10 protein-coding genes and 1 pseudogene are annotated in these 13,713 nt (G+C 63.5%); 6 read left to right on the plus strand and 5 right to left on the minus strand.

The window, feature by feature from the left end; all coding sequences use genetic code 11:
• Positions 1 to 851, minus strand: an 851-nt coding sequence (locus tag AC04SI_RS16735; RefSeq protein ID WP_488474515.1) for an alcohol dehydrogenase catalytic domain-containing protein, incomplete at its 3' end; no start/stop codon positions are given.
• Positions 852 to 1,108: 257 nt separating this feature from the next.
• On the opposite strand from AC04SI_RS16735, the gene AC04SI_RS16740 reads away from it, so the two are divergent.
• Positions 1,109 to 3,121, plus strand: a complete 2,013-nt coding sequence (locus tag AC04SI_RS16740; RefSeq protein WP_404279073.1) for an acetyl-CoA carboxylase biotin carboxylase subunit — start codon at positions 1,109 to 1,111, stop codon at positions 3,119 to 3,121.
• Between the two features lie 58 nt (positions 3,122 to 3,179).
• On the opposite strand, the gene AC04SI_RS16745 is transcribed toward AC04SI_RS16740, so the two are convergent.
• Positions 3,180 to 3,632, minus strand: a complete 453-nt coding sequence (locus tag AC04SI_RS16745; RefSeq protein ID WP_404279075.1) for a hypothetical protein — start codon at positions 3,630 to 3,632, stop codon at positions 3,180 to 3,182.
• A gap of 4 nt (positions 3,633 to 3,636) precedes the next feature.
• Positions 3,637 to 3,864, minus strand: coding sequence for a hypothetical protein (locus tag AC04SI_RS16750; protein ID WP_404279077.1), 228 nt, complete (start codon positions 3,862 to 3,864; stop codon positions 3,637 to 3,639).
• 242 nt (positions 3,865 to 4,106) lie between these two features.
• Here AC04SI_RS16750 and dnaE point away from each other — a divergent pair, with 242 nt between their 5' ends.
• Both dnaE and AC04SI_RS16760 read left to right on the plus strand, forming a co-directional pair.
• Positions 4,107 to 7,634 (plus strand): DNA polymerase III subunit alpha, encoded by a 3,528-nt coding sequence (gene dnaE / locus AC04SI_RS16755; RefSeq protein ID WP_488474516.1) that lies wholly within the window; start codon positions 4,107 to 4,109, stop codon positions 7,632 to 7,634.
• A gap of 46 nt (positions 7,635 to 7,680) precedes the next feature.
• Positions 7,681 to 8,484: a potassium channel family protein gene (locus AC04SI_RS16760; protein ID WP_404279383.1), complete on the plus strand. Its 804-nt coding sequence runs from the start codon at positions 7,681 to 7,683 to the stop codon at positions 8,482 to 8,484.
• Positions 8,485 to 8,494: 10 nt separating this feature from the next.
• Here AC04SI_RS16760 and AC04SI_RS16765 read toward each other — a convergent pair.
• Positions 8,495 to 9,376: pseudogene (locus tag AC04SI_RS16765) on the minus strand (DMT family transporter).
• 202 nt (positions 9,377 to 9,578) lie between these two features.
• On the opposite strand from AC04SI_RS16765, the gene AC04SI_RS16770 reads away from it, so the two are divergent.
• Positions 9,579 to 10,082: a hypothetical protein gene (locus AC04SI_RS16770; protein ID WP_404279083.1), complete on the plus strand. Its 504-nt coding sequence runs from the start codon at positions 9,579 to 9,581 to the stop codon at positions 10,080 to 10,082.
• A gap of 21 nt (positions 10,083 to 10,103) precedes the next feature.
• Here AC04SI_RS16770 and AC04SI_RS16775 read toward each other — a convergent pair whose 3' ends face one another.
• Positions 10,104 to 11,432, minus strand: a complete 1,329-nt coding sequence (locus AC04SI_RS16775) for a DNA polymerase IV (RefSeq protein ID WP_404279085.1) — start codon at positions 11,430 to 11,432, stop codon at positions 10,104 to 10,106.
• Between the two features lie 67 nt (positions 11,433 to 11,499).
• Here AC04SI_RS16775 and AC04SI_RS16780 point away from each other — a divergent pair, with 67 nt between their 5' ends.
• On the plus strand, positions 11,500 to 12,075 hold the full coding sequence (locus AC04SI_RS16780) for a GNAT family N-acetyltransferase (RefSeq protein WP_404279087.1): 576 nt from the start codon (positions 11,500 to 11,502) through the stop codon (positions 12,073 to 12,075).
• Positions 12,076 to 12,182: 107 nt separating this feature from the next.
• The gene (locus tag AC04SI_RS16785) at positions 12,183 to 13,709 is read left to right on the plus strand and encodes a hypothetical protein (protein WP_404279089.1); all 1,527 of its coding nucleotides are present in this window, start codon (positions 12,183 to 12,185) and stop codon (positions 13,707 to 13,709) included.
• Positions 13,710 to 13,713 lie beyond the last annotated feature (4 nt).

A 13,713-nucleotide genomic window follows, 5' to 3' on the forward strand; every position in this document is an offset into this window, starting at 1 on the left:
TGCGAGGCTTCCAGCGCCTGGCGCATCACCTTGGTGCTGCCGGTGCAGTCGAAGGTGTAGTCGGCGCCGCCGATCTGGTCGGCACCGCGCTTGGTCATGTTGACCAGATGCGGGACGATGTCGCCGTCGATCTCCTTCGGATTGACGAAGTGCGTCATACCGAACTTCTCGCCCCACGGCTTCTTGTCGTTGTTCAAGTCGACGCCGATGATCATGTCGGCGCCGGCAAGCTTCAGGCCCTGGATGACGTTGAGGCCGATGCCGCCGAGGCCGAAGACGACGGCGGTGGCGCCTTGCTCGACCTTGGCCGTGTTGATGACCGCGCCGATGCCGGTGGTGACGCCACAGCCGATGTAGCAGATCTTGTCGAAGGGGGCGTCGGGGTTGACCTTGGCCAGCGCGATCTCCGGCAGCACGGTGAAGTTGGAGAAGGTCGAGCAGCCCATATAGTGGAAGAGCTTGTCCTTGCCGATCGAGAAGCGCGACGAGCCGTCGGGCATCAGGCCCTGTCCCTGCGTGGCACGGATGGCGGTGCAGAGGTTGGTCTTCCTCGAAAGGCAGGACGGGCACTGGCGGCATTCCGGCGTATAGAGCGGGATGACGTGGTCGCCCTTCTTGACCGACGTGACGCCCTTGCCGACATCGACGACGACGCCGGCGCCCTCATGGCCGAGAATGGCCGGAAACAGGCCTTCGGGATCGGCGCCCGACAGCGTGAACTCGTCGGTATGGCAGATGCCGGTCGCCTTGATCTCGACCAGCACTTCGCCATCGCGCGGACCGTCGAGGTCGACCTCCATGATTTCCAGCGGCTTTCCGGCAGCGACAGCGACAGCGGCGCGGGTTTTCATCAGGCAGTTCCTCCCAAGGCAATCGACAGAATTTCAGGTTGTGGCCGGCCTGTTCAGCCTGCCTGACGAGGCGAATGCCCGCCAGCCCTCCGCAGTGAGCCCACATGCCACCTTATCGCGTTCGGCGATGGTGGCAAACTTCCCTTGCGACGTTTTTCGGCGCACCGGCCAGAACGCGCTGGGTGGACTGCCGGGGCACTTGAGACATAGCCGGAGAGTCCATAGAACTGGTTCCTCCGGAGGGACATGACATCAGTATGTTCAAGAAGATCCTGATCGCCAATCGCGGCGAGATCGCCTGCCGTGTCATCAAAACGGCACGCAAGATGGGCATCGCCACGGTCGCCGTCTATTCCGATGCCGATCGCGATGCCGTGCATGTCGAGATGGCCGACGAGGCGGTGCGTGTAGGGCCTTCACCGGCCTCGCAGAGCTATCTGGTGGCCGAGAAGATCATCGCCGCCTGCAAGGAAACCGGCGCCGAAGCCGTGCATCCCGGCTACGGCTTCCTGTCGGAGCGGGCTTCCTTCTGCGAGGCGCTGGAGAAGGAGGGCATCGTCTTCATCGGGCCGAAGCCGAAAGCCATCAAGGCGATGGGCGACAAGATCGAATCGAAGAAGTTCGCCAGCGCCGCCAAGGTGTCGACCGTGCCTGGCTGGCTCGGCGTCATCGAAAATGCCGATCATGCCGAACAGATCGCCGGCGAGATCGGTTATCCCGTGATGATCAAGGCCTCGGCCGGCGGTGGCGGCAAGGGCATGCGCATCGCCTGGAACCAATCGGAAGTGCGCGACGGCTTCGACCGGGCACGTTCCGAGGCGAAAAGCTCGTTCGGCGACGACCGCGTCTTCATCGAAAAATTCGTGGTGGATCCGCGCCATATCGAGATCCAGGTGCTGGCCGATGCGCATGGCAACGCGCTCTATCTCGGCGAGCGCGAATGCTCGATTCAGCGGCGCAATCAGAAGGTGGCCGAGGAGGCGCCGTCGCCGTTTCTCGACGCCAAGACCAGGAAAGCCATGGGCGAGCAGTCGGTGGCGCTGGCCAAGGCGGTCGATTACCAGAGCGCGGGCACGGTCGAGTTCATCGTCGATAGCGAAAAGAACTTCTATTTCCTTGAAATGAATACGCGATTGCAGGTCGAGCATCCGGTGACGGAACTCGTCACCGGCATCGATCTGGTCGAGCAGATGATTCGCGTGGCGGCCGGCGAAAAGCTCGCGATCAAGCAGAGTGACGTGAAGCTGAACGGCTGGGCGGTGGAGAGCCGGCTCTATGCCGAGGACCCGTACCGCAATTTCCTGCCGTCGATCGGCCGGCTGACCAGATACCGGCCGCCGGAGGAGGGAACATTCGGCGATATCGTCATCCGCAACGACACCGGCGTCACCGAAGGCTCGGAGATTTCGATGTTCTATGACCCGATGGTGGCGAAACTCTGCACCTGGGCGCCGACGCGGCTCAAGGCCATCGACGCCATGTCGGAGGCGCTGGACAGCTTTGTCGTCGACGGCATCGAGCACAACATTCCGTTCCTGGCCGCACTCATGCAGCATCCGCGCTGGCGGGAAGGGCGGTTGTCGACCGGCTTCATCGCTGAAGAATATCCCGATGGCTTTGCACCGATCGTGCCGGACAAGGACGAGAAGGCGGTCCTGGCGTCGATCGCGACCGCCGTCGAATTGCTGCGCCGCGACCGGCTCGACCGGCTGGGCGGGCGGCTGGCACCACATTCCGGCATCCTGAAGCGGGACTGGGTGGTCAAGATCGGCGCCGACTATCTTTCGGCCGCCATCATCGAGGGCATGATCTCGATCCCGATGGAACTCGACCTGTCGATCGACGGCGGCAAGGCGCTGACCGTGGCCTCCGACTGGCGGCCCGGCGATCTGATCTGGCGCGGTACGGTGGACGGCCGCAGGATTGCGGCACAGATCAGGCCGGTGCCGAATGGTCTGCGCATCGCCTGGAAGGGCATGTCGGTGACGGCTCGAGCCATGCTGCCGCGCATCGCGGAGCTTGAAAGGCTGATGCCGGAGAAGGTGCCACCGGATACCTCCAGGATGCTGCTTTGCCCGATGCCCGGCCTTGTCGTGTCGATCGCCGTTGCCGAGGGGCAGGAGGTCAAGGCCGGCGAGACGCTGGCCGTGGTCGAGGCGATGAAGATGGAAAATGTGCTGCGCGCCGAGCGCGACCTCACCGTGTCGAAGCTCAACGCCAGGCCCGGCGACAGTCTCGCCGTCGATGCGGTGATCATGGAATTCGCATGACTTTCGTCACAGGCTGAAGGAGGGCAGGCCCGAAAGGCCCGCCCCCCGTGAGGTCACATCAGGCGTGTGCCACCAGCGCGCTCTGATCGGTGACGACGTAGACGCAAGCGCGGCAGGCGTCCGCGCCGCGCTGGCTGTACCAGCGGCATGTGCCACGGATGACGCAGCGCGGCAGGTTTTCGGCAGGCGCGATGTTCTGGTCGGCCATGCCTGTCAGAACCTTTTCGATGACGTCGCAGGAATTGCCGGTCCATTGCTTGCACTTGCCCTCGACGCAACGTCCGCCAAAGCGGAAACGCGCTTCGGGCACGCCCGATTTGCTTGCCCGCTCGACGAAGTCCGCGTCGATTTCGAGCCGGGTCGGGATCGGCTGCACGATGCCGTCGGCCCCGACGACACCGATCAAAAGCGCTCCGGGTTCGGCGTGGGCGCTTGGACACGACTTTTCGCCGTGATCGGCGATCTTCGGGTTCGCCGCGCCCTTTTTGCCGTCTGCCGGAGCGAGCGACATGGCGTCAGCGGATCAACCCGCCGATCTCTTTCTCGACGGCGGGCAGCTTGAGCTGGTCGATATGCGCAACCAGGCCGAGCCATTCCTTCGGGAAGCGCAGGACGACGTCCGGTTGCGCGCGGGTTTCGGCAATCGACGCCAGCACCGCCTGCTGGATGGTCTTTGCCAGCTTCTCGTCCATGCTCTTGGAGAGTTTGAGTCCGGATAGATCGACGACAAAACGACTAGCCATGGAAATTCTCCTCGTAAAAAAACTTCCTCTACATCCGGCAGTTTGTGGCAGCTGTTGCGGATCAACCATGAAGTGCTTCACACGGAGCCGCAACGAGAGGGACAGTGGGGCTTTTCCGCTCGAATCGGCAAGTTTCAGGGGATCGGTCGACGCTGGGACTGGGAACGCTGGCGGCTCGTTGCCGCGGCGCCTAGATTAGGGCGACGAACCAAGATTCGCGGATCAGATCAAAGGCAGGCCGGGTGGCAGACGAGAAAATGACGCGCGATCCGTTGCTGCGTGAAGCCTATGAGAGGGCGTCGAGGCCGGAGGCGCCGGCGCGGCCCTTCATTCATCTGCGCGCGCATTCGGCCTATTCGCTGCTGGAAGGTGCCTTGCAGCTCGGCACCGTCGTCGGCCACGCGGTCAAGGACGAATGTCCGGCGATCGCCGTCACCGACACCAACAATTTGTTCGGGGCGCTGGAGTTCGCGCAGAAGGCGGTCAAGGACGGCATCCAGCCGATCATCGGCTGTCAGATCGATCTCGCCTTTTCCGGTGAAAACAGCGACGGCCAGCGCGACCGCCGGCGGCAGGGACCGGAGATGCGCGCCGTGGTGCTGATTGCCGCGACCGAGGCCGGCTATGCCAATCTGGTCCGGCTCGTCAGTCGGGTTTATCTCCACACGCCGCCCGGCGAGCCTGTACACCTGACGACCGACATGCTTCAGGGACAATGCGATGGCCTGATTTGCCTGACCGGCGGGCCGCGCGGCCCTATCGGCAACGCCTTGAAGGAAGATCGCCGTGATCTCGCCGAGGCAAGGCTGCTGACCCTGAAAGCGCTGTTCGGCGACCGGCTCTATGTCGAACTGGAGCGGGTTTCCGGCTATGACCGGACAATCGAGAAATCGACGGTCGATCTTGCCTACTGCCACGACCTGCCGCTGGTCGCCACCAATGAGGCGTTCTTCTCCGCCCGCGACGACTACGAGGCGCATGACGCGCTGATTGCCATTGCCGAGGGCTCCGTGGTCGCGGCCGACAACCGCCGCCGGCTGTCGCCTGACAATTTCCTGCGCAGCCAGGCCGATATGGCCAGGTTGTTTTCGGACCTGCCGGAAGCGATCGACAACACCGTCGAGATCGCGTTGCGCTGCTCCTACTACCCGAAGAACCGCAACCCGATCCTGCCGCGCTTTACCGGTGGCGATGGCGCCGACAATGAAACGGCGCTGAAGGCAGAAGCCGACGAGCTGCGCCGCCAGGCCCATGAAGGGCTTGATGCGCGGCTGGCGGCGCATGGACCCACCGTCGGCTATACAGCCGAGCAGTATCGCGAGCGGCTCGATTTCGAGCTCGGCATCATCGAGAAGATGAAGTTTCCCGGTTACTTCCTGATCGTCGCCGACTTCATCAAATGGGCGAAGGCGCAAGGCATTCCCGTCGGACCGGGCCGCGGGTCGGGCGCCGGTTCGCTGGTCGCCTATTCGACGACCATCACCGACATCGACCCGTTGCGTTTCTCCTTGCTGTTCGAGCGCTTCCTCAACCCCGACCGTGTGTCGATGCCCGACTTCGACATCGACTTCTGCCAGGATCGGCGCGAGGAGGTCATCCGCTACGTCCAGCAGAAATACGGCCGCGACCAGGTCGGACAGATCATCACCTTCGGAACGCTGCAGGCGCGCGCCGTGCTGCGTGACGTCGGCCGCGTGCTGCAGATGCCCTACGGCCAAGTCGACAAGCTCTCCAAGATGGTGCCGCAGAATCCGGCCAATCCGGTCAAGCTGGCGGATGCCATCGCCAACGAGCCGCGCTTTGCCGAAGAGGCGGAAAAGGAGCCGATCGTCCAGACGCTGCTCGACATGGCGCAGAAGCTGGAAGGGCTTTATCGCCACGCCTCGACGCATGCCGCCGGCATCGTCATCGGCGACAGACCTCTGTCGGAGCTGGTGCCGATGTACCGCGATCCGCGCTCGGACATGCCGGTCACCCAGTTCAACATGAAATATGTCGAGCAGGCCGGGCTGGTGAAGTTCGACTTCCTCGGCCTGAAGACGCTGACGGTGCTGGAAACGGCGGTCAAGCTGATCCGCCGCCGCGGCATCGAGATCGATCTCGCCCGCATTCCGCTCGACGATCCCGACACCTATGCCATGCTGTCGCGCGGCGAAGTGGTCGGCGTGTTCCAGGTGGAAAGTGCCGGCATGCGCAAGGCGCTGATCGGCATGCGGCCCGACTGCATCGAGGACATCATCGCCCTGGTCGCGCTCTACCGTCCCGGCCCGATGGAGAACATCCCGACCTACAACGCCAGAAAGCATGGCGAGGAGGAGATGGCCTCGATCCACCCCAAGATCGACCATCTGGTGAAGGAGACGCAAGGCGTCATCGTCTACCAGGAACAGGTCATGCAGATCGCGCAGGAACTGTCCGGCTATTCGCTCGGCGAAGCCGACCTTTTGCGCCGCGCCATGGGCAAGAAGATCCGCGCCGAGATGGACAAGCAGCGCGAGCGGTTCGTCTCGGGCGCCGTCGAGCGCGGCGTCGGCAAGCCGCAGGCCGACTTCATTTTCGACCTGCTGGCAAAATTTGCCGACTACGGTTTCAACAAGTCGCACGCCGCGGCCTATGCCGTGGTGTCCTATCAGACGGCCTATCTCAAGGCGCACTATCCGGTGGAGTTCCTGGCGGCGTCGATGACGCTCGACATGGGCAACACCGACAAGCTCGCCGATTTCCGCCAGGATGCGCTGCGTCTCGGCATCCAGGTGCTGGCGCCGTCGGTGATGACCAGTTTCCGCGACTTCGAGGTCGGCGAGAACAAGATCTTCTATTCGCTGGCGGCGCTGAAAGGTGTCGGCGACGCGGCGGTCGAGCACATAGTCGCCATGCGCGGCGAAAAGCCGTTCAAGAACCTTGCCGATTTCTGCGAACGCGTCGATCCGAAGATCGTCGGCAAGCGCGTCTTCGAAAGCCTGGTCATGGCCGGCGCACTCGATTGCTTCGGCCACGACCGTGCCGCCATGATGGCCGGCGTAGAGCGGATGATGGGGCTGGCGTCGCTGGCGCAGCAGAATGCCGTCTCCGGCCAGGCCGACATTTTCGGCGCTTCGCTCGGCGCCCAGTCGCAGGCGCTCAACCTGCCGGCGACCGAGCCGTGGCTGGCCGCCGACCGGCTGCACCGCGAATTCCAGGTGGTCGGCTTCTATCTCTCGGCGCATCCGCTCGATGAATACAAGGCGGCGCTGCAGAAGATGCGGGTGCAGAACTGGGGCGAGTTTTCGGCCGCCGTCAAACGTGGTGCCGCCGCCGGCCGGCTTGCCGGCACCGTCACCACCAAGCAGGAGCGCAAGACGCGCACCGGCAACAAGATGGGCGTCGTGGCCTTTTCCGACACGTCGGGCCAGTACGAGGCGGTGCTGTTCTCCGAGGGGCTGGCGCAGTATCGCGACCTCCTGGAGCCCGGCCGTTCGGTGGTGATCACCGTTTCGGCCGAAGACAGGCCTGAAGGCGTCAACCTTCGCATCAACTCGGTGCAATCGCTGGAAGACGAGGCCAGCCGCATCCAGAAGGCGCTGCGCGTTTTTGTCAGGGACGATGGGCCAGCGTCGATCATTCAATCGCAGCTCAAACAGCGTGGCGACAGCCAGGTCAGCATCATTGTCCTCAAGGGAGAGGCGCAGGGCGAGGTCGAGATCGCTCTACCAGGTGGATATCGCGTCTCGCCACAAATCGCATCCGCCATGCGCGCGGTGCAGGGCGTGGTGGAAGTGGAGTTGGTGTGATCGTTCCCGCTGGTCGCGCACCCTGCCGATTTCGGCCATGTCCGCCATGATGGCGGCAGACAAGAACGGATCGCGGGACATTTCAGCCTTGGCGCCGCTTCGCGATGTGCTGCGCAGGCTCTATCACGGGCGGACCCCGGCGGCCTTCCGCTTCCAACTGGCGGCGGTGATCGTCGATCTTGCCATTATCGCCTTTTTCATCGCCACGCCGGTCCTGCAGGACAAACCGTCATTCCTCTGGCTCGACTATTCGGTGGCAGCCCTTGTCGCCGCCGACATGATCGCCCGGCTGCTTGCCTCCAACGACATGCTGCGGCTGATCAGGCAGCCGACCTCCTGGGTCGATGGCTTCATTCTTCTGACGCTGCTGATGCCCACGGCCTTCGCCAATCTCGCCTTCCTGCGCATCCTGAGGCTGTGGTCTCTGTCGCGCAGTGGCTCGCTCTGGCGGCATTTCGAGATGCGTGGGCTGAAGCCGTGGCGCGAGGCAAGCCAGGCGGTGATCAACCTTTTGACCTTTCTCTTCGTCGTTACCGGCTTCGTCTACACCTTCTTCTTCCGCAGCCAGGCAGGTCTCGAAGGCTATATCGATGCGCTCTATTTCACGGTCGCGACGGTGACGACGACCGGCTTCGGCGACATCGTGCTGCCGGGGATAGCAGGCAAGCTGACGGCGATCGTCACCATGATCATCGGCATATCGCTGTTCGTGAGGCTGGCGCAGGCGATCTTCCGTCCAACCAAGGTATTCTTTCCCTGCCCGCAATGCGGACTGCAGCGGCACGAGCCGGATGCCGTCCACTGCAAGGCCTGCGGCCATCTGCTGAACATACCGGACGAGGGGAACTGACAGGGTAGGGCTACGACGTGGCGACCTCGGCCGGTTGCGGCGCCTTGCGCTGCAGATTGAGCAGATTGCCCAACAGAATCAGCAAGGCGCCGCCGGCGGTGAAGGCGTCGATCTGCTCTTGGTAGAGCAGCCAGCCGATCAGCGCCGACAGCGGCACGCGCAAAAAATCCATCGGCGAGATGACGGTGGCATCGGCATGGGCAAGCGCGCGGGCCATGCAGAAATGCGACGACATGCCGGTGAAGGCGACGAGCAGGATCCATGGCCAGAGTTCGACCGGCGGGTTGCGCCACACATAGAGCGCCGGGATGAGGCCGAGCACCGACTGGATGATCAGCATCCAGAAGATGATGCGCACGACGCTGTCCGTGCGCGTCAGCGACTTGACCATGACCACCGAGATGCCGAAGCAGACCGCCGCGCCCAGCACGACAAGATGTCCGGGGTCGACGGAACCGACGCCCGGGCGAACTATGATCACCACACCGACCAGCCCCAGCACGATTGCCGCGAGCCTTGGCCGCGACAGTTTTTCGCCCAGGAAGCTGACGGCCAGGATCGCTGTCCAGATCGGCGTGGTGAATTCGATCGAAATCAGGACAGCCAGCGGGATCAGCGTCAGCGCATAGAGCTACGCGGCCTGGCCGGCATAGTGGACCACGTTGCGGGCAAGATGGGCCAGCGGCCGCTCGGTTCGCATCGCGGCAAAGCCGCCATTCGTCATCACCAGCGGCAGCAGGATGAAGAAGCCGATCACCGAGCGCAGCTCAACCACCTGAAAGACGTTGAGCTCGGCGGTCGTGGCGCGGCCGGCGACCGACATCGCCAGGAACGACGCAATCGACAGCGCCATCCAGAATGCGGCCTTGGGGATCGAGGGAGCGGGTGCCATGCGCGCTATGTCGCAAGCTACGCCTGCCATCGCAACCGCTAGCAACTGCATTCGACTGGGCCAGCCGCCGGAATCCGGGCGTTAAAAAACAGTCATGTTGAAGGCGGAACCTGCCGTCTTGGCAGGCGTTCCTTGAGTCTGCGTATTGCCAGCTTCGCTGGATGCACCGCATTTCCGATAAACTTTCTCGGGGGAGAGTTCCATGAAACCACTTGCATGCCTTGTCCTTGCCGGCAGCCTGATGGCCGCGGCCGACGCCCGTGCCGACGATGCCGACTTCCTGCGTTCGTTCCAGGGCAGCTTCGCCGGCAAAGGGACCGTCAAGGTGACAACCGAGGCGCCGACGGTGAATGTTTCCTGCACCTTCAGCTCCGGCGCGACCGCGACATCGCTGTCGCTCGATGGCAAATGCCGCGGTCTCGTCGTGGTGACGCGCGCCATCAGCGCCGATCTGAAATCGAGCGGCGCCGGCTACACGGGCGTCTATGTCGGGTCCCGCACCGGGCCGGCGCAGCTCGCCGGCAAACGGTCCGGCAATGCGATCAATCTCGGCATCCGCTGGGCGAAGGAGGTCAATGGCGACCGCAAGGCGCGGCTGACGGTCGAGAAAACCGGCGGCAACGGCATGCGGCTGACGGTGACCGACGTCGATCCCAAAACCGGCAAGACCGTGGTGACCAGCCGCATCGATCTGCAACGCACTTGAACGCGATGCAGGCGGCCGGTCTTAGTCTTCGATCGGTTCGGGCGGGTTGGCACTGCGGCCCTTGCCGAAGGTGTAGCCGGTTTCCACGGCCTTCTTGCCGAACTTGCCGCGCAGCGTGTCGATGGCGCCTTCTGCAAGCGCGCGCTTGCGCGACTGGATGTCGACCAGATCGGGCGGATCGGCCTTTTCGTCGTCCGAGAGATCGCTGACGCCGATGCCGAGCAGCCGGTACTTTGTCCCGTCCGCTTCCCGGCGCAACAGGTCGAGCCCGGTTTGGAAGATGCGGTCGGCCAGCCGGGTGGGATCGCCGAGCTGGCGGTTGCGGGTGCGGAGCTTGAAATCCTGCGTCTTCAGCTTCAGCACCACGGTACGGCCGGCAATGCCCGACTTCTTCAGCCGCGCCGAGACCTTTTCCGACAGCGCCCGCAGCACCGGGACAAGCTCGGCCATGGCTGAAATGTCGGTGTCGAAGGTGGTTTCCGCCGACACGCTCTTGGCGTCGCTGTCGGGGTGGACGCGGCGGTCGTCCTCGCCGCGCGACAGGTGGTAGAGCCGGTCGCCCATCACGCCATAGCGGCGCATCAGGTCGCCGCGCTCCATGCGCTGCAGCTGGCCGACTGTGCGAATGCCGTCACGCTCCAGGCTTGCGGCGAAGGCTTTGCCGACGCCCCAGATCAGCGTCACCGGCTGTTCGGCCAGGAAGCCGAGCGCCTCGACCTCGCCGATCACCGACAGGCCGCGCGGCTTGCGGAAATCGGACGCCACCTTGGCGAGGAACTTGCAATAGGAGAGGCCGGACGAAACCGTGATGCCGAGTTCCTTTTCCACCGTCAGCGCGAAGCGCGCCAAAACGACGGCAGGCGGCATGCCATGCAGGCGCTCGGTGCCGGAAAGGTCGAGAAACGCCTCGTCGATGGAGAGCGGTTCGACCAGCGGCGTCAGCGCCTGCATTAAGGCACGGACCTCGCGGCCAACGCGGACGTATTTCTCCATGTCCGGAGGGATTACCACTGCTTCTGGGCAGGCCTCGAGCGCCTTGAACATCGGCATCGCCGAGCGCACGCCGTGGATGCGGGCGATGTAGCAGGCGGTGGAGACGACGCCGCGCTTGCCGCCGCCGACGATCACCGGCTGGTCCTTCAGCGCCGGGTTGTCGCGCTTCTCGATGGCCGCGTAGAACGCATCGCAATCGATATGGGCAAGATGCAGCCGGTAAAGCTCGGGATGGCGGGCAAGCCGTGGACTGCCGCAGCGCTCGCAGCGGCGCGTCTCGCCGCGCTGAAAGGTCAGGCAGTCGCGGCAAAAACCGTGATCGGGATTGTTGACAGGAGCCGCCATCGCTGCGAACATAAAGAGAACAGATGCAATGGTACGTCAGGACGGAAGCCGCCACAAGCGGTTAGCCGGGAGAGAGTTTATGAGCACGACCATCGCGCCACTGGCGCCCGAACTGTGGGCGGATTTCGAGGATCTTTTCGGCAAGCAGGGCGCCTGTTACGGCTGCTGGTGTACGCATTTCCGGCTGGCGCCGGCGGTGCGTCGCGCGAGCGACCGGGAGCGCAACAAGGACCACATCAAAGCGCGGATCGAAGCCGGACCGCCGCCCGGGCTGCTGGCGTTCGAGGACGGCAAGGCGGTCGGCTGGATGCAGATCGGCCCGCGCGCCGACGTGCCCGAATGGAACAATCAGGGCAGGGGCTCGGCTCCCGTCGATCCGGCCGACGCCGCCGACCCGGGCGTCTGGGCGATCTCGTGCTTCTTCATCCGCGTCAAGGCGCGCGGCAGGGGCATCAGCCATCGCCTTGTCGACGGCGGCATCGCGTTTGCCCGGGAAAACGGCGCGCGGCTGGTCGAGGCCTGCCCGATCGACCTGTCGCGCGATTCGCGTTCGATCGGTCTGTTCGTCGGCTCGTCGCGGGTGTTCGAGAAGGCCGGTTTCGAACGGCTTGTCGAACGCAAGCCGGGGCGGCCGCTGATGCGGCTGGTGCTTTAGGAAAGCGACGGCCTCGTGTACTGGTCTTCGTCTTGCGGCTGTGATGGTATTTCCCTAACAGAAGCAAGACGTGATTTTTGCCTGCAAAGGCCAAAGGGAGAAGCGACGTGAAGCGTATTTTGCCATTTGTTTTCGTTCTCGCGCTCAGCGCGCCTGCCTTCGCCCAGACCGTCGACAGCCAGGGCGCGAAGCAGCTTTCCGAAGATCTGTCCCGCTATGTCGGCAAACAGGCGATCGAGAAAGGCGTGCTCAAGGTTTCGGTTGAAGGCGACGCTTACAGGATCACGTTTGATCTCAAGGCGCTGGTCAACGCCTTGCCGGAACAGAAACTCGTGAAATTCGACTTTGCGCCCTACGCGATGATGGTGAAACCGCGTAGTGACGGATCCTGGGACGTCTCGATGGAGTTCTCGCAGACCGGGTCCTTCGAGGTCAACGGGCCGGAAGGTTTGCAAAGCACGCAGTTCACGATCAAGGACGGCAAAGGCAACGGCGTTTACAATCCCGATCTGGCAGCGTTCACCAGCGGCGCCAGCACGATGGCCGGCATGACGATGACGTCCAAGGATGCCAAGCAGCACATGGACATCAGCGCCGGCGCCAGCACGGCAAACTTTGCAGCGACCAAGTCCGCGAATGGCGGCGTCGACGTGACAATGACGCAGAAGATGTCGAGCTTCGTGGAAGCGATCAAGTTCGACGATCCTGAGAGTGGGACGAAATTTCCGGTCACCGTGAAGTCGCCGGAACTGTCGGTGGATGCAACCGGCAAGGGAATGCGGACAAGGCCGCTGCTCGATCTGCTGGCATTTGCCGTGGCCAATGAAGACGAGGCCGCGCTGAAAGCAAACCAGGCGCAGCTCAAGTCGCTTCTTCTGGCGGCGCTGCCCTTGTGGGAAAGGCTCGACGGAACCTACGGGTTCAAGGATTTCGCGGTCGAAAGTCCGGTCGGCAAATTCGGCGCTGCGCAGCTGGGCACGGCGTTCGGAATGGACGGCATCGCCCAGGACGGAAAGATCAACTATGCGATCAAGGCATCGGGGCTGACGATACCCGCGCAGCTCCTGCCCAGATGGAGCGTGGCTTTGTTGCCCACCGATATCGACCTCAACTTCGGCGGCGCCAACATCGATCTCGACAGCATGGCGAAGAAAGCCATCGAAACCTTTGACCTCAACAAGAATCCGCCGCTGCCGGCTGATTTCGGCGATCAGATTTCCGCCGATTTCCTGGCCAAGACGCCCAAGTTCGTCATCGGGCATAGCACGGTGAAGAACGGCAATATCGAGATCGCGCTGGAAGGCGAGATGACCTTCCCCGGCAAGAAGCCCGATGCAAATGTGACATTCGATGTCGCGGGCTATGACAAGATCGTGGCGAGCCTGCAGGAGGCGGCCAAGACCGAGCCCGAGGCGGCGCAGTATTTTCCCATCGCCTTGGCCATCAAGGGATTTGGCAAGACGCTGCCGGACGGCCGCATCGAATGGGCCATCAACGCCAAGCCGGATGGTTCGGTCATCGTCAATGGCGCCGTGCTGAAACAGCCCGATCCGGTCACGGATGACAGCACCGATCAGGATGCGAGTCCTGGCGAGGGCAATAGCGGCGGAGCAGGAGCGAAGCTGAAACCCTGAATGT

This window comes from Mesorhizobium sp. CNPSo 4689, from assembly GCF_057784325.1.

Bases quoted from the DNA above. Each gene is read 5' to 3' on its own strand.
- AC04SI_RS16740 (WP_404279073.1), top strand. From the start codon at position 1,109: ATGTTCAAGAAGATCCTGATCGCCAATCGCGGCGAGATCGCCTGCCGT.
- AC04SI_RS16745 (WP_404279075.1), bottom strand. From the start codon at position 3,632: ATGTCGCTCGCTCCGGCAGACGGCAAAAAGGGCGCGGCGAACCCGAAG.
- AC04SI_RS16750 (WP_404279077.1), bottom strand. From the start codon at position 3,864: ATGGCTAGTCGTTTTGTCGTCGATCTATCCGGACTCAAACTCTCCAAG.
- AC04SI_RS16760 (WP_404279383.1), top strand. From the start codon at position 7,681: ATGATGGCGGCAGACAAGAACGGATCGCGGGACATTTCAGCCTTGGCG.
- AC04SI_RS16770 (WP_404279083.1), top strand. From the start codon at position 9,579: ATGAAACCACTTGCATGCCTTGTCCTTGCCGGCAGCCTGATGGCCGCG.
- AC04SI_RS16775 (WP_404279085.1), bottom strand. From the start codon at position 11,432: ATGTTCGCAGCGATGGCGGCTCCTGTCAACAATCCCGATCACGGTTTT.
- AC04SI_RS16780 (WP_404279087.1), top strand. From the start codon at position 11,500: ATGAGCACGACCATCGCGCCACTGGCGCCCGAACTGTGGGCGGATTTC.